An 18,020-nucleotide genomic window follows, 5' to 3' on the forward strand; every position below is an offset into this window, starting at 1 on the left:
GCTGATTACGGCGTCGTTGTTTTGCCGCGAATCAATGCCCGTAAGGGAAACCGGTTGGGGTGGCAAGCTTCGGCCACACTGGCCGGTACCGGCAGCGGTTCGTCGCTCAGCCAGGCGGCGATTAGTTCGCCGCACAGTGGCGCCGTGATCAGTCCGCGTGATCCGTGGCCGCTATTAATGTACACGCCCGGAAGCCACGGGCACGGCGTATCCGGGACTTGCCGGGCGTCTTTGCCGAGCACGGCATACACGCTTTGAAACGCTGTACGATCCGCCAGCGGTCCGACAATCGGCAGGTAATCAGGGCTGGTACAGCGGAATGCGGCACGCCCCTCAAGCTGTTCCGGGGCCAGTTGTGCTCCGCCCAGGCGCTGCAGCAGGTCTGTGGAAATCTCGCGCAGCATTTCCAGGTTGCCAGCATGTTCGGCAGCGGTGGGCGTGAGGTCGTCGTTGGTGAAGTCGAAGCTGGCGCCAAGCGTGTGTTCACCCAGCCGGGCGGGCGCGACATAGCCTTCGGCGCACACCACCGTGCCCAGCGCCTGGCTGTCTGCGGTTTGCGGCAGTCGGCTGATCTGCCCACGAATCCGCTTGAGCGGCAGGTCGGCGCTGAACGCAAACCGCTTGATGTCAGCCGCTCCCGCCAGCACCACCACTGAGGCGCTCGCCAGCACGCAATCGCCGTTGCGGGCTTGCCACTGGTCATCGACCCGGTGCAGCTCAACGGCCTCGTTATGTGTGAGTACCTCAATCAACGGATGTGCCGCCTGCCACTGGCAAAGCGCCGGCGGGTGCACCCAACCGCTTTCGGGGAAAAACAGGCCGCCCTGGGCCAGGCTGATTCCGGCGCGTTGTTGGGCTTGATCGCGGTCCAGCAGGTGCAGCAGATCCGGGGCGAACGCATCGGCGAGTTGCGCCTGGCGCTGGCCTTCCTTGGCATCAAACGCCAGTTGCAGCACGCCGCAGCCGTCCCAGTCGACGCCTCGATGTAAGTGCTCCAACAGCCGTCGGGTGTGGCCGAAACCGCTGAGAATCAGTTGCGACAAGGCCGTGCCGTGTGCGGAAAGCTTGAGGTACAGCACGCCTTGGGGGTTGCCCGACGCTTCCTGCGCCAACGCCGTATGGCGTTCCAGCAGGCTGACGCGCCAGCCCCGTGCCGCAAGGCTGGCGGCGGTGGCGCAACCGGCCAGGCCGCCGCCGATGACCATGGCATGGCGCTGGCCTGTGATGACAGGGGGGCGGGCGAACCAGGGTTTGGCTGGTGTGGGACACGGGGTATCTACGGGCCAGCCAAGAAACTCGCCGCGCAGGATCTCCCACTTGTGGCCGATGCCGGGTGTGCGCTTCATCTTGAACCCGGCCGCGTTGATCAACCGTCGTACCCAGCCGGTGCTGGTAAAGGTACTGATGGTTGAGCCGGGTGCCGCCAGGCGCGCCAGTTCGGCAAACAGCTCGGCGGTCCACATGTCGGGGTTTTTCGCCGGGGCGAAGCCGTCGAGAAACCACGCGTCGATCTGCGCATCCAGTTGTGGTAATTGTTCCAGGGCATCGCCGATCAACAGGGTCAGGGTCACGCGGCCGTTATCCAACACCAGCCGCTGGAAGCCTTGATGGACGGCTATGTACTGCGCCAGCAGTTGCTCGGCGAGGGGCTGCAGCTCAGGCCAGAGGGCGAGGGCGCGTTGCAGGTCGGCGTGGCTCAGCGGGTACTTTTCCACGCTGACAAAATGCAGGTGCGCACCGGCAACCGCGTGCTGTTCGAACAGTTGCCAGGCACACAGGAAATTCAACCCGGTGCCGAAGCCGGTTTCACCAATCACCAGTCGCCCATCCGCCGGGAGCGCCGCGAAGCGTTGCTGCAAACGGTTCTGTTCGAGGAACACGTAGCGGGTTTCTTCAAGGCCCGACTGGTCGGAAAAGTACACATCGTCGAACACCCGCGAGTGCGGGCGGCCTTGGTCATCCCAGTCGAGCTGGGCGTGGGTGATGGGGTTCATGGGCGGCTCGGTAAATTCCAGGTGGCCATTCTAGCCGATCAACCCGTGATGAATTGACCTACGGCAAGCGCGTATGGAATTTCCTCCCGCGCGCTGCTGCCCAATCCGCTAGTCTTGGTCCAACTTGAAACGGAGCTGCCCATGTTCGAATCCGCTGAAATCGGCCACGCCATCGACAAAGACACTTACGACGCCGAAGTGCCGGCACTGCGTGAAGCCCTGCTGGAAGCGCAGTACGAGCTGCAACAGCAGAAGCGCTTTCCGGTCATCATCCTGATCAATGGCATCGAAGGCGCCGGTAAAGGCGAGACCGTCAAACTGCTCAATGAATGGATGGACCCGCGCTTGATCGAAGTGCGCACCTTCGACCAGCAGACCGACGAAGAACTGGCGCGACCGCCCGCGTGGCGCTACTGGCGCCAACTGCCGGCCAAGGGCCGCATGGGGATTTTTTTCGGCAACTGGTACAGCCAGATGTTGCAGGGCCGGGTACATGGGCAGATCAAGGATGCACGCCTGGACCAGGCCATCGCCGGTGCCGAGCGCCTGGAGAAGATGCTCTGCGATGAAGGCGCGCTGATCTTCAAGTTCTGGTTCCACCTGTCCAAGAAGCAAATGAAGGCGCGGCTCAAGGCCCTGGCCGATGACCCGCTGCACAGCTGGCGCATCAGCCCGCTGGATTGGCAGCAGTCCGAGACGTACGACAAATTCGTGCATTTCGGCGAACGTGTGCTGCGCCGCACCAGCCGCGACTATGCGCCGTGGCATGTCATCGAAGGCGTTGACGCGCATTACCGTGGGCTGACCGTGGGCAAGATCCTGCTCGAAGGCCTGCAAAACGCCCTGAAGCTGCCCAAGGGCAAGGCCAGTGGCATGAACCCGGCGCCATTACCCTCGGCGGTGGACCAGATGAGCTTGCTTAACAGCCTCGACATGACGTTGCGGCTGGACAAGGACGATTACGAAGAGCAACTGATTACGGAGCAGGCGCGTTTCTCCGGCCTGATGCGCGACAAGCGCATGCGCAAGCACGCCCTGGTCACGGTGTTTGAAGGCAACGATGCGGCGGGCAAGGGCGGGGCGATCCGTCGTGTCGCCGCCGCACTGGATCCGCGCCAGTACCATATCGTGCCGATTGCCGCGCCCACCGAAGACGAACGCGCCCAGCCTTACTTGTGGCGGTTCTGGCAGAAAATCCCGGCGCGGGGCAAGTTCACCGTGTTCGATCGTTCGTGGTACGGCCGCGTGCTCGTGGAGCGCATCGAGGGCTTTTGCACCACGGCGGACTGGATGCGCGCCTATGGCGAGATCAATGACTTCGAAGAGCAACTGCGCAATGCCGGCGTGATCGTGGTCAAGTTTTGGCTGGCCATCGACAAGCAGACCCAGTTGGAGCGTTTCCAGGCCCGCGAGGAAATCCCCTTCAAGCGCTTCAAGATCACCGAGGACGACTGGCGTAACCGCGACAAATGGGACGACTACCGCGCCGCCGTCGGCGATATGGTCGACCGCACCAGCACTGAAGTCTCGCCCTGGACATTGGTGGAAGCCAATGACAAGCGCTGGGCCCGGGTCAAGGTTTTGCGCACGATCAACGTGGCCTTGGAAGAGGCATTTGCCAAGTCCGACAAGCACGATAAAAAGAAAAAGAAATAACCCCTTTTATGGTGACTGGAATTTCTGTAGTGAGCGGGCTTGCCCCGCGCTGGGCTGCAAAGCAGCCCCAAAACCTGCCAACGAGATTTAACTGGATAAATGCGGTGCCTGGATTAGGGCTGCTTCGCAGCCAAGCGCGGGGCAAGCCCGCTCACTACAAGTTGTTTACCTGCCATGCTTTTGTATAGGCGGGGTGAATGATCGTCGCGATTGGGAGGGCCTGGATCTATCCTCGATCCAACTCCCAACAACGACAAGATCGAGGTAGCCCATGCGTGAAGTAGTGATCGTCGACAGCGTGCGAACCGGCCTGGCCAAATCCTTTCGCGGCAAGTTCAACCAGACTCGCCCGGATGACATGGCGGCCCATTGCGTCAACGCGCTGCTGAGCCGCAACGGCATCGACCCGGCGACGGTGGAAGATTGCATCGTCGGCGCCGGCTCCAACGAAGGTGCGCAGGGCTACAACATCGGGCGCAATGTGGCGGTGCTGTCACAATTGGGCACCGGCACGGCGGGGATGACCCTCAATCGCTTCTGCTCGTCGGGCTTGCAGGCCATTGCGATTGCGGCGAACCAGATTGCCTCGGGTTGCAGCGACATCATCGTCGCCGGTGGTGTCGAGTCCATCAGCCTGACCATGAAAAGCGTCAACACCGACAACCTGATCAACCCACTGCTCAAAGAGCAGGTGCCGGGTATTTACTTCCCCATGGGCCAGACCGCGGAAATCGTCGCCCGTCGCTACAACGTCAGCCGCGAAGAGCAGGACCTGTACGCCCTGCAAAGCCAGCAGCGTACCGCCCAGGCTCAGGCTGATGGTTTGTTCAACGATGAAATCGTGCCCATGGCCGTCAAGTACAAGGTCGAAGACAAGAACACCGGTGAAGTGCAGGTGCTCGATGGCGTGGTTGATCGTGATGATTGCAACCGTCCGGACACCACGTTGGCCAGCCTGCAAGGGTTGAAGCCGGTATTTGCTGAGGACGGTTCGGTGACGGCGGGTAACTCGTCGCAACTGTCCGACGGGGCTTCGATGACCCTGGTGATGAGCCTGGAAAAAGCCTTGGCGTTGGGCCTCAAGCCCAAGGCTTTTTTCCGTGGGTTTACCGTGGCTGGCTGCGAGCCGGACGAGATGGGCATCGGCCCGGTGTTCTCGGTGCCCAAGCTGCTCAAGGCCAGGGGCTTGCAAGTGGCGGATATCGACCTGTGGGAGCTGAACGAAGCGTTTGCGTCGCAGTGCCTGTATGCGCGTAATCGCCTAGGCATTGATAACGCGAAGTACAACGTCAACGGTGGTTCGATTTCCATCGGGCACCCGTTCGGCATGACCGGATCGCGGCAGGTAGGGCATTTGGTGCGTGAGCTGCAGCGGCGCAATGTGCGCTATGGCATCGTCACCATGTGCGTCGGCGGCGGCATGGGCGCCACCGGCCTGTTCGAAGCCGTCCGCTAAACCCCGAAGAAACCGGCTCGAATGTGAGGGCTGGCTTGCCTGCGATAGCGGTCGATCAGTCGATTTTCTGCCTGACACACCGCCATCGCAGGCAAGCCGGATCCCACATTTGAACGGCGTCATAGCCCAACCCTTTCACTTACCCCTAGAATGCTGCACCACTTCCTCTGGCTCCTGGGGCATTCATGCACATCTCTTCCGGCCGCTGGGTCTATGGTTTTTTCCTGACCCTGCTGACCGCGCTGCTCTGGGGCATTCTGCCGATCAAACTCAAGCAGGTGTTGCAGGTGATGGACCCCATCACGGTCACCTGGTTTCGCCTGACGGTGGCCGGCGGTTGCCTGTTCTTCTACCTGGCGCTCACCCGGCGCTTGCCCAGCCGCAAGGTGCTGGGCCCCAAGGGTGGCTGGCTGGTGGGGATGGCCGTGTGCGGCCTGGTGGGCAATTACGTGCTGTACTTGGTGGGCTTGAAAATGCTCAGCCCCGGCACTGCGCAGTTAGTGGTGCAGATGGGGCCGATCTTCTTGATGGTCGCCAGCGTGTTTGTGTTCAAGGAGCGTTTCAGTCGCGGGCAAGTACTGGGGTTGTTGGTGCTGATGGTCGGTTTTGGCCTGTTCTTCAACCAACGTCTGTTGGAGTTGTTGACGTCACTTGGCACCTACACCGCCGGGGTGCTGACCGTTCTGCTCGCGACGTCGATCTGGGTGTTCTACGCCCTGGGTCAGAAGCAATTGCTCACGGTGTGGAATTCGCTGCAGGTGATGATGGTGATCTACCTGTCCTGCGCCGTGCTACTCACGCCTTGGGCGCACCCGCTGGAGGCGTTGGACCTGAGCCCGCTGCAAGGCTGGTTGCTACTGGCGTGCTGCATGAACACCCTGGTGGCCTACGGCGCCTTTGCTGAAGCGCTCGCGCATTGGGAAGCCTCGCGGGTCAGTGCGACCCTTGCGCTCACACCGTTGGTGACCTTTGTAGCCGTCGCCCTGGCGGCGTGGCTGTGGCCTGAGTATGTGCAGGCCGAAGAAATCAACGCCCTGGGGTATGCCGGGGCGTTGGTGGTGGTGTTGGGCTCGGCGACCGTGGCGCTGGCGCCGTCGTTGCTCGCCGGGCTCAAGGCCCGGCGGGTGCGCATGGCTTCCTAGGCGCCTAGCATGTCCTGGGGGCGAACCCACTGATCAAATTCGGCATCCGTCAGATAGCCCAGCGCCAGTGCAGCCTCCCGTAGGGTGAGGCCTTCGGTGTAGGCCTTCTTGGCGATTTCTGCCGACTTGTCGTAGCCGATATGCGGATTAAGCGCAGTCACCAGCATCAGCCCACGCTCCAAGTGCGCGCCCATCTGCTCGGCGTCGGGCTCGAGACCGGCAATGCAATGTTCCTGGAAGTTGTTGCAGCCGTCGGCCAGCAGGCGGATCGACTCCAGCAGGTTGTGGATGATCACCGGCTTGTACACGTTTAACTGCAAGTGCCCTTGGCTCGCGGCCATGCCGATGGTTACGTCATTGCCCAAGACCTGGCAGGCCAGCATCGACAGCGCTTCGCATTGGGTCGGGTTGACCTTGCCCGGCATGATCGAACTGCCCGGCTCGTTGGCCGGCAACTTCACCTCGGCCAACCCGGCGCGCGGGCCGGAGCCCAGCAGGCGCAGGTCGTTGGCGATTTTCATCAAGGCCACGGCCAGGGTTTTCAGGGCGCCGTGCAGGGTCACCAACGGCTCATGGCCGGAGAGGGCGGCGAATTTGTTTGGCGCGGTCACAAACGGCAAGCCGGACAGCGCCGCCAGTTCGGCGGCAATCGCTTCGCCAAAACCCTGCGGCGCATTCAGCCCGGTGCCCACGGCCGTGCCGCCCTGTGCCAGCTCGCACACGGCGGGCAGGGCGCTGCGCACAGCGCGTTCGGCGTAGTCGAGCTGGGCGATAAATGCCGAGAGTTCCTGGCCAAAGGTGATCGGCGTGGCGTCCATCATATGGGTGCGCCCGGTCTTCACCAGGTTCATATGCCGGGCGGCCAGTTCGGCCAAGCCACCGGAAAGCGTGGCGATCGACGGCAACAATCGCTCATGTATCGCTTGTACCGCTGCGATGCTCATGGCGGTGGGGAAGCAGTCATTGGAACTCTGGGAACGGTTGACGTGATCGTTGGGGTGCACCGGGCTCTTGCCGCCGCGCTTGTTGCCAGCCAGCTCATTGGCGCGGCCGGCGATCACTTCGTTGGCGTTCATGTTGCTTTGGGTGCCGCTGCCGGTTTGCCAGACCACCAGCGGGAACTGGTCGTCATGCTGGCCAGCCAGCACTTCGTCGGCGGCCTGTTCGATCAGGCGGGCGATGTCGGCAGGCAGGTCGCCATTTCGATCGTTGACCCGTGCCGCGGCCTTTTTGATCAGGGCCAGGGCGTGCAGTACCGCCAGGGGCATGCGTTGCTCGCCAATGGCAAAATTCACCAGCGAACGTTGGGTCTGAGCGCCCCAGTAAGCGTCATCCGGGACTTGGACTTCTCCCAGGCTGTCGGTTTCGATACGGCTCATCGGGCACACTCCTTCGGGTTCGTTTGCGCAGTTTAGGCCCTGATCGACCCAGCGGGTTCCATAAAAGGCTTTTCATCGGATTCATTGCCCGCAAATCCAGGCCCGACAAGGGGTGGGGTTGAGCCTTGGCGTTTTTTAGGCGCAGAATGGGCGCCCTTGGGGTCTTACCTCGCCTGCTAGAAAAGGAAACTCGATGACTCGTCTTCGTGCCATCTGTACCGCGGTTGCTCTGGTTTGCGCCAGCGGCCAGGTTTTTGCCGATACCGCCAGCCACAACGCCAGTGCCGAAGCCTTCCTTACCCTGGCCCACGCTGACAAGCTGGGTACCCCGGTGTACATGCAAGTGCAGCAAATGTTCGCCCAGCGTTTCGAACAAACCAAGGCGCCTGCCGCCAAGCAGTCCGTACTGGACAGCTACCAGGCCAAGGCCAACGCTGCCCTGGACCAGGCTATCGGCTGGCCAAAGCTGAAACCGGACATGGTCAAGCTCTACACCACCAACTTCAGCGAATCCGAACTCAAGGACCTGGTTGCCTTCTACCAGTCGCCACTGGGTAAGAAAGTCCTGGAAAAAATGCCGCAACTGACCCAGCAATCGGCCCAGATGACCCAGGCCAAGCTGGAAAGCGCCGTGCCGGTGGTGAACAAGCTGTTGGAAGACATGACCAACGAACTGGCACCGGCGAAGAAACCTGCCGCCCCTGCCAAGAAGTAAGTGGAGCCGGCAATGACCATGCAACAGCGTATCGAAGTGGCGCTCGCCGAGCTGGGCCAGGACTATTTGAGCGTGCAGGATGAAAGCCATATGCACAGCCGTGGGTTGCAGACCCACTTCAAGGCCGTGCTGGTCAGCCCGCAGTTCGAAGGCCTTAACCGCGTCAAGCGCCACCAGAAGGTCTACGCCACCTTGGGTGACCTGATGGGCGAGTTTCATGCGCTCGCGTTGCATACCTACACGCCTGAAGAATGGGCGAAAATCGACGCAGCCCCGGCCTCGCCGACCTGCGCCGGCGGGCATGACTGATGATCGGGTGTCTCTGACACCGAGCATTTGTTAGAATCCGCAACGCGCCGCTCAGACGGCGCGTTTTTTTTGCATCCGGTTCACCCTTTACGAGGGTAGCCACCTGGAGAGAACACCCGTGACTCAACCGATTGTCGTGGCGGCACTGTATAAGTTCGTCACCCTCGAAGATTACGTCGCCCTGCGCGAGCCATTGCTGCAGGCGATGGTCGACAACGGCATCAAAGGCACCTTGCTGATCGCCGAAGAAGGCATCAACGGCACCGTTTCCGGAAGCCGCGAAGGCATTGATGGCCTGATGGCCTGGCTGAAAAAAGACCCGCGCATGGTCGACATCGACCACAAAGAATCCTACTGCGACGACCAGCCGTTCTACCGCACCAAGGTCAAGCTCAAGAAAGAGATCGTGACCCTGGGCGTCGAAGGCGTCGACCCGAACAAAAAGGTCGGTACTTACGTCGAACCGCAGGACTGGAACGCGCTGATCAGCGACCCGGAAGTGCTGCTGATCGATACCCGTAACGACTACGAAGTGTCCATTGGCACCTTTGAAGGCGCGATTGACCCGAAAACCACCAGTTTTCGTGAATTTCCCGACTACATCAAAGCCAACTTCGACCCCGCCAAGCACAAGAAAGTCGCCATGTTCTGCACCGGCGGCATTCGTTGCGAGAAAGCCTCCAGCTATATGCTCAGCGAAGGCTTCGACGAGGTCTACCACCTCAAGGGCGGCATTCTGAAGTACCTTGAAGAGGTGCCGCAGGCAGAAACCAAATGGCAGGGCGACTGCTTTGTGTTCGACAATCGCGTGACCGTGCGCCACGACTTGAGCGAAGGCGACTACGATCAATGTCATGCCTGCCGCACACCCGTGAGTGTGGAAGACCGTGCATCCGAGCACTACGTGGCTGGCATCAGTTGCCCGCATTGCTGGGATAAGCTGCCCGAGAAGACCCGTCGCAGCGCGATTGATCGGCAAAAGCAGATCGAGCTGGCCAAGGCCCGCAACATGCCGCACCCGATTGGCTTCAACTATAAGCAATCACCTTCCGAGGCTTGAGCCATGTCCGCGCGCCTGCTCTATGTAATGGACCCGATGTGTTCCTGGTGCTGGGGCTTTGCCCCGGTGGCCAAGGCGTTGGTGAAGCAGGCCCAGTCGGCCGGTGTGGAACTGCACCTGGTGGTGGGCGGCCTGCGCACCGGCAGTGGCGCGGCGTTGGAGCCGACGACCCGCCGCTACATCCTGGAGCACTGGCAGGCCGTCACCGACGCCACTGGCCAGCCGTTCAAGCGCGAAGGCGCATTGCCTGACGGTTTTGTGTACGACACGGAGCCCGCGTGCCGCGCCATCGTTACCGCCCGCAGCTTGGCGCCGGATTGCGCGTGGAAACTGCTGGGGCTGATCCAGCATGCGTTTTATGTCGAGGGCCGCGATGTGACCCTTGCCAGCGTCCTGGTGGAGCTGGCCGAACAAGCGGGCATTCCACGTATCGAGTTCGCCGGTGCCTTCGACCGTGCGGAGCAGCATGCTGCCACGGCTGCCGACTTCACTTGGGTACAGGACTTGGGCATCGCCGGCTTCCCGACGCTGTTGGCCGAGCGTAATGGCCAGTTGGCCCTGCTGACCAACGGTTACCAGCCGTTGTCCGAGCTGTCGCCGTTGTTGGCCCGGTGGCTGGAGCGAGCGACCTGTGCATGATCAGCCAGACAAAAATGCCGGCAAACGTGTGGACCGACTGACCTGGGCGGAAATTCGCCGCCTGGCCCTGCGTCACAAGAAATCCCTGTGGATCGCCAATGGCGTTGCCGTACTGGCAACCCTGTGCAGTGTACCCATCCCCTTGCTACTGCCGTTGCTGGTGGACGAAGTGCTGCTGGGCCATGGCGATGCCGCCCTCAACGTGATGAACCACGCCCTCCCGCTGGGTTGGCAGAAAGCGGCCGGGTATATCGGCCTCATGCTGCTGGTGACCCTGTGTCTGCGCTGCGGCGCCCTGGTGTTCAACGTGGTGCAGGCGCGGCTGTTTGCGCGGCTGGCCAAGGACATTGTGTACCGCATCCGCGTGCGCCTGATCGAGCGGCTCAAGCGTATTTCTCTGGGCGAGTACGAAAGCCTGGGCAGTGGCACGGTCACCACGCACTTGGTCACCGACCTGGATACCCTGGATAAATTCGTCGGCGAAACCCTCAGCCGCTTTTTGGTGGCCATGCTCACGCTGGTGGGCACTTCGGCGATCCTGGTGTGGATGCATTGGCAATTGGCGCTGCTGATCCTGCTGTTTAACCCGCTGGTGATCTACGCCACGGTGCAGTTGGGCAAACGCGTCAAACACTTGAAGAAGCTGGAAAACGACAGTACTTCGCGCTTCACCCAGGCCTTGACCGAGACCCTCGACGCTATCCAGGAAGTGCGCGCCGGCAACCGCCAGGGCTTTTTCCTCGGGCGCCTGGGCCAGCGTGCCCGGGAGGTGCGTGACTTTGCCATTCATTCACAGTGGAAAACCGACGCCTCCAGCCGCGCCAGTGGTTTGCTGTTCCAGTTTGGTATCGATATTTTCCGTGCGGCCGCCATGCTCACCGTGCTGTTTTCCGACCTGTCCATTGGCCAGATGCTCGCGGTGTTCAGTTACTTGTGGTTCATGATCGGGCCGGTGGAGCAGCTGTTGAACTTGCAATATGCCTATTACGCGGCGGGCGGGGCCCTGACGCGGATCAACGAACTGCTGGCGCGTGCCGACGAACCGCAGTATGCCGGGGGGGAAGACCCGTTTACCGGGCGTGAGACCGTCGGCATCGAAGTGCGCGGCCTGAACTTCGGCTACGGCGAAGACCTGGTGCTCGACCAGTTGAACCTGGTCATTGCGCCGGGCGAGAAAGTGGCAATCGTCGGCGCCAGCGGCGGCGGAAAAAGTACCTTGGTGCAACTGCTGCTCGGGCTGTATACGCCACAAGCTGGAACTATTCGCTTTGGTGGTGCCACTCAGCAGGAAATCGGGCTGGAGACCCTCCGCGAAAACGTCGCCGTGGTGCTGCAACATCCCGCGTTGTTCAATGATACTGTGCGCGCCAACCTGACCATGGGTCGCGAGCGCAGCGACCAGGCCTGCTGGCAGGCACTGGAAATCGCCCAGTTGGATGCTACCGTCAAGGCATTGCCGATGGGCTTGGACAGTGTGGTAGGGCGCTCCGGGGTGAGGTTTTCCGGCGGGCAGCGTCAACGCCTGGCGATTGCGCGCATGGTGTTGGCCGAGCCGAAAGTGGTGATCCTCGACGAAGCAACTTCCGCCCTGGACGCCGCTACCGAGTACAACCTGCATCAGGCGCTGGCGCGGTTTCTCAGTGGGCGTACTACACTGATCATCGCCCACCGCCTGTCGGCGGTTAAGCAAGCCGACCGAGTATTAGTGTTCGACGGCGGTCACATTGCTGAGGACGGTGATCATCAGCAATTGATTGCCGATGGCGGCTTGTACGCCAAACTCTACGGGCACTTACAGCAAGTACGTTGATTCAGCCTAAGCTGAGCTATCGGAAGCGGTTTTTCGCGTGCGTATCCAGCAGTGCATGTGCAAGGGACTTCATGAAGCAAAAGCGTACTCTCGGAACGCCAAGGCTATTGGGCATTGTGTGGCCTTTCATCGCCGTGGTGCTGTTTCAGGCATTGTTGGGCTGTGTCAGTCTTTTCATGCTTTCAGCTGTGCGCGGCTATGTGGCCGGCGAGAGCCTGTGGTCGAAGGGCCAGAAAGACGCCATCTACTACCTCACGCTCTACGCTGACAACCGTGACGAAGCCACGTACCTCAGATACCAGCAGGCCATAGCCGTGCCCCAGGGCGGGCATGAGCTGCGCATCGCCCTCGATCGTCCTACGCCTGATCTTACGGCTGCGCGGCTGGGCATTCTCAAGGGGGGCAACCACCCGGATGACGTCTCGAGCCTGATCTGGCTGTACCTCAATTTTCGTCACTTCAGCTACCTGGAAAAAGCCATCGAGTTGTGGACCGTGGGCGATAGCTATCTGGTGCAACTCGATGGCCTGGCCCAGGAGATGCACGGCGCAATCCTCCGCGACCACGTCAGCGCCAACGATGTGCGGCAATGGAAGGCGCATATCATCGCGATCAATGAAGGCGTAACGCCAGCTGCCAAGGCCTTCAGCGATGCCTTGGGCGAAGGCTCGCGGATGATCCTGCGGCTGCTGCTGATTACCAACCTGGCCACGGCCCTTGGCCTGATTGTGCTGGCGCTGTTGCGCACGCATAAGTTGCTGGCCCAGCGCCACGCTTTCGCCAATGCCCTGCAACAAGAGAAGGAGCGAGCGCAGATCACGTTGGAGTCGATTGGCGATGGCGTGATCACCACCGACGTCGACGGCGCCATTACCTATATGAACCCGGCAGCCGAGGCGCTGACTCACTGGCATTCGGCCCAGGCTCAGGGCCTGCCGCTGGCAGCGTTGTTCAACTTATTGGATGACGATGCCGAGCCCGACGGGTTTACCCTGATCGAACATATCGTCAAGGGCCAGCTCAGCGGCGGCAGCGAGCATTCAAAGACCATCCAGCGGCTGGATGGCAGCACGGTCTCGGTGACCCTGGTGGGTGCGCCGATCCGCAGCGACGGCAAGGTCACGGGGGCGGTGCTGGTGTTGCATGACATGACCCAAGAGCGCCAATACATCGCCAACCTGTCCTGGCAGGCAACCCATGACGCCCTGACTGGCCTGGCCAACCGCCGCGAATTCGAATTCCGCCTGGAACAGGTGCTGCACCCGGCAGGGCAGCAGCACGGCGGACGGCATGCATTGATGTTTCTTGACCTGGACCAGTTCAAGCTGGTCAACGACACCTGTGGTCATGCGGCCGGTGACGAACTGTTGCGACATATTTGCGCGTTGCTGCAGTCGGACCTGCGCGAGGGCGACACCCTGGCGCGCCTGGGGGGGGATGAGTTCGGCATTTTGCTGGAAAACTGTCCGGCGGTCGTGGCGGAAAAAATCGCCGAGAGCCTGCGCCATACGGTGCAGAGCCTGCATTTTGTGTGGAAGGGCCGGCCGTTCATGACCACTGTCAGCATCGGCCTGGTGCACCTTGGGCAAACCCCGACCACCCTGGAAACCTCGCTGCGCGCCGCCGACATGGCGTGCTACATGGCCAAGGAGAAAGGTCGCAACCGTGTGCAGGTGTACCACGCCGATGATTCGGAATTGTCCCTGCGCTTTGGCGAGATGGCCTGGGTGCAGCGCCTGCACATGGCCTTGGAAGAGAACCGGTTTTGCCTCTATGCCCAGGAAATCTCGCCCCTGGGACAGACCGATGCGGGCAATGGGCATATCGAAATCCTGCTGCGCCTGCATGATGAGGCCGGCCGCATTATCTTGCCCGACAGCTTTATCCCGGCGGCCGAGCGTTACGGTCTGATGACGTCCCTGGACCGTTGGGTGGTGGAGAATGTGTTCAAGATCATCGCCCGTTGCCTGCAGGAGCGTCCGAACCGCCCGATGGCCATGTGTGCGATCAATCTGTCAGGCATAACTATTGGTGATGATGAGTTCCTCGGGTTTTTACGTGAGAAATTTCATACTTACAATATTCCGCCCGGCATGATCTGTTTTGAAATTACTGAAACCAGTGCGATTGCCAATCTGGGCAGTGCAATCCGCTTTATTAATGAACTCAAAGCCTTAGGTTGTCAGTTCTCGCTGGATGACTTTTGTGCCGGAATGTCCTCATTCGCTTATCTCAAACATTTACCTGTAGACTTCCTGAAGATCGATGGAAGTTTCGTAAAGGATATGCTGGACGACCCGATTAACCGCGCGATGGTCGAAGTGATCAATCACATCGGCCATGTCATGGGTAAGCGCACAATTGCAGAATTTGTCGAGACACCGCAAATCGAACAGGCACTACTCGAAATTGGTGTGGATTACGCTCAGGGCTACCTGATTGAACGACCGCAATTGTTTACCTTTGATAGCTTGCAGTGTCGACCTGTGCGGCCGCAGCCCCTGTTATTCAAGGCGCCTGGCACATTCCGCTGAAACATTCGCTGGTCTGTACAATCACACTTAAAAAGGAGCCTTAAACAGTGATCGACACATTCAACAGAACCGGCCCGCTTATGGAAGCCTCGAGTTACCCCGCCTGGGCACAGAAACTGATCCAGGACTGTAGCGAGAGCAAGCGTCGCGTTGTCGAACACGAACTGTACCAGCGCATGCGCGATAACACGCTCAGCGCCAAGACCATGCGCCACTACCTGATCGGTGGCTGGCCTGTGGTGGAACAGTTTGCCTTGTACATGGCACAGAACCTCACCAAGACCAAATTTGCCCGCCATCCCGGGGAGGACATGGCGCGCCGCTGGCTGATGCGCAATATTCGCGTGGAACTCAACCATGCCGACTATTGGGTGCATTGGGCCCGTGCTCACGGCGTGAGCCTAGAAGAGTTGCAGGCCCAGAACGTACCGCCGGAGTTGCACGCACTGAGCCATTGGTGCTGGCACACCAGCTCTGCCGATTCGCTGATCGTGGCGATTGCCGCGACCAACTACGCAATCGAGGGGGCAACGGGGGAATGGTCTGCGGTGGTCTGTTCTACCGGTGTCTACGCGGCGGCCTTCCCAGAGGAAGAGCGCAAGCGTGCAATGAAGTGGCTGAAGATGCACGCCCAGTACGATGACGCCCACCCGTGGGAAGCGCTGGAAATCATCTGCACCCTGGCCGGCATGAACCCGTCCCAGGAATTGCAGGTAGAGCTGCGCCAAGCCGTGTGCAAGAGCTACGACTACATGTATCTGTTCCTTGAAAGTTGCATGCGCCTGGAGAAAGAGAAGGCGCCAACGTTGGTGCGTGACCGCCAGGCGCGGGTCGCCAGCGAAGCCTGATGCAGTAGGTAATGTGGCGAGGGAGCAAGCTCCCTCGCCACAGTTATTTCATTCGCCTTTAACGGTTAGGGCTTACCCCGCCATCGCCAAGCGGTTGCGGCCTTCGCGCTTGGCCACGTACAACGCGCTGTCAGCTCGGCGCAGTAGGCTTTCGGCAGATTCTGCAGCCAGCAAGGTCGAACAACCGAGGCTCACCGTCAATTCGATCCGTTCTCCATCCGCCCGGTAATCCTGGGTCTGTGCCGCTTGGCGCAGGCGTTCGCCGACCATTGCCGCCGCGTCTCGGCCGGTGTTGGACAGCAGGATTAGAAACTCTTCCCCGCCAAATCGAAACACCATGTCCACGTTGCGCAATTGACTCTTTATAGCTGCGGCGACGGCGCGCAACACGGTATCGCCGGCGGTGTGGCCGTGGGTATCGTTGATGACCTTGAAGTGGTCGATGTCGAGCATCAGCAAGGACAACGGGTTCAAGTGCCGGCGCGCCATGTCGATTTCCCGTTGCAAGGTCTGGTCCATGGCAATGCGGTTGCCGGTCTCAGTCAACGGGTCGCGCAGGGCGCTGCGGGTGGCGGCACGGTAAAGCAGAGCGTTGCGCATCGGGTAGAGCAGGGTGGCCAGCAGGGATTCGAGCTGGCCCAGTTCTTCTTCCACCAGGCGCTGGTTGCGGCGAAAGATTAATTCACCGAGGTGCTCGCCTTCATGGCTCAGGCTGTAGCTCGCCGTATGGTGGCCGCGATGGCCGAACTCCAGGCGCAGGTCGCTGGCTTGATGGCGGTATTGCAGTGCGTCCAGAGGCACCAGGCGTTGGATCTCTCGGAAGAAAACACCGAGGATGCGCTCCGGTTCCAGGCTGGTTTGCAGTTGCAGGCCCAGTTGCTGGCGAAGTTGAGTGATGGTGGTGGGGCGGCGTGGGACGAGGGATGGCTGACCAAACCCCAGGCGCTGCAATTTGGCACTGTCGAAGTCAATTGCGTTGGTCTGGGTAGGTGTTTTCATAAGCGATCGGCCTCTAAGCTCTTAGCTGTCTTACAGGCTCGATGAGAGTGGCGAGTGCCAAGCGTCTAACTGTTCCTTCAGTTCCGTAAAACATTGGTTACAGTTTAGACCGCTTTTCACTGGGTTATAACCCCTGGGAACCGCCGCACGTCTTGTCATCGCTTAACCTGCTTGGAGAGGTTAGAGCGATATTCATGCCAAATGGTTTAACATTATTAAATGTTCTTATAAAACAACGACCATTCTTATATGTAGAAACAGTCGTTGAATAATGGCGCCGGTTATTTGGCCGATGGTTACCCGTTTTGAAGGTGTTGGCCAACCAAGGTAGTTTGGTCAATCTGGTCAATCGACGTCACGCCCGTGAGGGTCATGGCCACGCGCATTTCCTTGGCGAAGATGTCCAGCAGGTTTTCCACGCCATGCTGGCCATTGGCGGCCAGCGCGTAGGCACTGGCGCGACCCAGCAGGCAGGCTTTGGCACCCAGGGCGAGCATGCGCACCACGTCCAGCCCGGAACGGATGCCGGAGTCGACCAGCACCGTAAGGTCGTCGCCTACCGCATCGGCAATCGGTGGCAAGGCCTTAGCGGTGGACAGCACGCCATCCAACTGACGACCACCATGGTTGGAAACCACGATGCCATCGGCGCCGAAACTCACCGCGTCCTTGGCATCCTGTGGGTCGAGGATGCCCTTGATGATCATCGGGCCCTTCCAGAATTCGCGGATCCACTCCAAGTCTTTCCAACTGATCGACGGGTCGAAGTTGTTGGCCAGCCAGCCGATGTAGTCTTCCAAGTGGGTGGGTTTGCCCAGGTACTTGGAGATATTACCCAGGTCGTGCGGGCGGCCCATCAACCCCACATCAAAGGCCCATTGCGGCTTGGTGACAGCTTGCAACATGCGTCGCTGTGCTGCGAATGGCCCGGACATGCCCGAGTGGGCATCGCGGTAGCGCGCGCCGGGCGTGGGCATATCCACGGTGAATACCAGCGTCGTGACGCCGGCCGCCTGCGCTCGTTCCAGTGCGTTGCGCATGAAGCCACGGTCCTTGAGCACGTACAGTTGGAACCAGATCGCCTGCGCGCTTTGCGACGCCACCTCTTCAATTGGGCACACCGATACCGTCGACAGGCAGAACGGGATGCCTTTGTTCCCCGCTGCCTTGGCCGCCTGCACTTCGCCGCGTCGCGCGTACATGCCGGTCAGGCCCACCGGGCTGAGGATCACCGGCATGTCCAGTGTCTGGCCGAACACCGTGGTCTTCAGGCTCAGGTTATCCACGTTGCGCAGGACGCGCTGGCGCAGGCTGATCTCGGCCAGGTCCGAACTGTTCGCGCGCATCGTGTGTTCGGCGTAGGCGCCGCCGTCGATGTAGTCGAACAGGAAGCGCGGCAGCTTGCGCTTGGCGGCGGCGCGGTAGTCGGAGGCGGACGAGATGATCATGAACGGTGTCTCCACAAGCCAGGGCGGATCA

General features: G+C 60.6%; 14 protein-coding genes. 10 read left to right on the forward strand and 4 right to left on the reverse strand.

The genetic code is table 11. The features are described 5' to 3' along the window. Nucleotides 1-5 precede the first annotated feature (5 nt). Nucleotides 6-1,994 carry a bifunctional tRNA (5-methylaminomethyl-2-thiouridine)(34)-methyltransferase MnmD/FAD-dependent 5-carboxymethylaminomethyl-2-thiouridine(34) oxidoreductase MnmC gene (gene mnmC, locus JBO08_RS24605; RefSeq protein ID WP_220075123.1) on the reverse strand — a complete coding sequence of 663 codons (1,989 nt, stop codon included), beginning with the start codon at nucleotides 1,992-1,994 and terminating at the stop codon, nucleotides 6-8. Between the two features lie 141 nt (nucleotides 1,995-2,135). Here mnmC and pap point away from each other — a divergent pair, with 141 nt between their 5' ends. The 3 genes from pap to JBO08_RS24620 all read left to right on the forward strand — a co-directional run bounded on the left by pap (nucleotide 2,136) and on the right by JBO08_RS24620 (nucleotide 6,248). Continuing rightward, nucleotides 2,136-3,650 (forward strand): polyphosphate:AMP phosphotransferase, encoded by a 1,515-nt coding sequence (gene pap / locus JBO08_RS24610; protein WP_065873316.1) that lies wholly within the window; start codon nucleotides 2,136-2,138, stop codon nucleotides 3,648-3,650. Nucleotides 3,651-3,921: 271 nt separating this feature from the next. Continuing rightward, the gene (locus JBO08_RS24615; protein WP_065873315.1) at nucleotides 3,922-5,106 is read left to right on the forward strand and encodes a thiolase family protein; all 1,185 of its coding nucleotides are present in this window, start codon (nucleotides 3,922-3,924) and stop codon (nucleotides 5,104-5,106) included. Between the two features lie 185 nt (nucleotides 5,107-5,291). Further along, the gene (locus JBO08_RS24620) at nucleotides 5,292-6,248 is read left to right on the forward strand and encodes a DMT family transporter (RefSeq protein WP_065873314.1); all 957 of its coding nucleotides are present in this window, start codon (nucleotides 5,292-5,294) and stop codon (nucleotides 6,246-6,248) included. Here JBO08_RS24620 and JBO08_RS24625 read toward each other — a convergent pair. Next, on the reverse strand, nucleotides 6,245-7,627 hold the full coding sequence (locus JBO08_RS24625; RefSeq protein WP_065873313.1) for a class II fumarate hydratase: 1,383 nt from the start codon (nucleotides 7,625-7,627) through the stop codon (nucleotides 6,245-6,247). The genes JBO08_RS24620 and JBO08_RS24625 overlap by 4 nt on opposite strands. A 193-nt stretch (nucleotides 7,628-7,820) precedes the next feature. Here JBO08_RS24625 and JBO08_RS24630 point away from each other — a divergent pair, with 193 nt between their 5' ends. The 7 genes from JBO08_RS24630 to JBO08_RS24660 all read left to right on the forward strand — a co-directional run bounded on the left by JBO08_RS24630 (nucleotide 7,821) and on the right by JBO08_RS24660 (nucleotide 15,542). Then, nucleotides 7,821-8,342 carry a DUF2059 domain-containing protein gene (locus JBO08_RS24630; RefSeq protein WP_010208895.1) on the forward strand — a complete coding sequence of 174 codons (522 nt, stop codon included), beginning with the start codon at nucleotides 7,821-7,823 and terminating at the stop codon, nucleotides 8,340-8,342. Nucleotides 8,343-8,354: 12 nt separating this feature from the next. Further along, a complete protein-coding gene (locus JBO08_RS24635; RefSeq protein WP_065873312.1) occupies nucleotides 8,355-8,651 on the forward strand; it encodes a BolA family transcriptional regulator in 297 nt (98 codons plus the stop codon). A gap of 118 nt (nucleotides 8,652-8,769) precedes the next feature. After that, on the forward strand, nucleotides 8,770-9,711 hold the full coding sequence (locus JBO08_RS24640) for a rhodanese-related sulfurtransferase (protein ID WP_065873311.1): 942 nt from the start codon (nucleotides 8,770-8,772) through the stop codon (nucleotides 9,709-9,711). 3 nt (nucleotides 9,712-9,714) lie between these two features. Then, nucleotides 9,715-10,350: a DsbA family protein gene (locus JBO08_RS24645; RefSeq protein WP_065880824.1), complete on the forward strand. Its 636-nt coding sequence runs from the start codon at nucleotides 9,715-9,717 to the stop codon at nucleotides 10,348-10,350. Continuing rightward, nucleotides 10,343-12,160 (forward strand): ABC transporter ATP-binding protein, encoded by a 1,818-nt coding sequence (locus tag JBO08_RS24650; protein WP_065891055.1) that lies wholly within the window; start codon nucleotides 10,343-10,345, stop codon nucleotides 12,158-12,160. The genes JBO08_RS24645 and JBO08_RS24650 overlap by 8 nt, the downstream gene beginning before the upstream one ends. A 71-nt stretch (nucleotides 12,161-12,231) precedes the next feature. After that, nucleotides 12,232-14,694 carry an EAL domain-containing protein gene (locus JBO08_RS24655; RefSeq protein WP_065873308.1) on the forward strand — a complete coding sequence of 821 codons (2,463 nt, stop codon included), beginning with the start codon at nucleotides 12,232-12,234 and terminating at the stop codon, nucleotides 14,692-14,694. A gap of 80 nt (nucleotides 14,695-14,774) precedes the next feature. Next, entirely contained in the window at nucleotides 14,775-15,542 is a 768-nt protein-coding gene (locus JBO08_RS24660; RefSeq protein ID WP_258407178.1) for an iron-containing redox enzyme family protein, read from the forward strand. 72 nt (nucleotides 15,543-15,614) lie between these two features. Here JBO08_RS24660 and JBO08_RS24665 read toward each other — a convergent pair whose 3' ends face one another. Next, nucleotides 15,615-16,541 carry a GGDEF domain-containing protein gene (locus JBO08_RS24665; protein ID WP_065873306.1) on the reverse strand — a complete coding sequence of 309 codons (927 nt, stop codon included), beginning with the start codon at nucleotides 16,539-16,541 and terminating at the stop codon, nucleotides 15,615-15,617. Nucleotides 16,542-16,837: 296 nt separating this feature from the next. Continuing rightward, nucleotides 16,838-17,989, reverse strand: a complete 1,152-nt coding sequence (gene lldD / locus JBO08_RS24670) for an FMN-dependent L-lactate dehydrogenase LldD (RefSeq protein ID WP_220075124.1) — start codon at nucleotides 17,987-17,989, stop codon at nucleotides 16,838-16,840. Nucleotides 17,990-18,020: the final 31 nt, after the last annotated feature.

Source organism: Pseudomonas sp. LAP_36, from assembly GCF_019456785.1.
GTDB lineage: Bacteria > Pseudomonadota > Gammaproteobacteria > Pseudomonadales > Pseudomonadaceae > Aquipseudomonas > Aquipseudomonas tritici.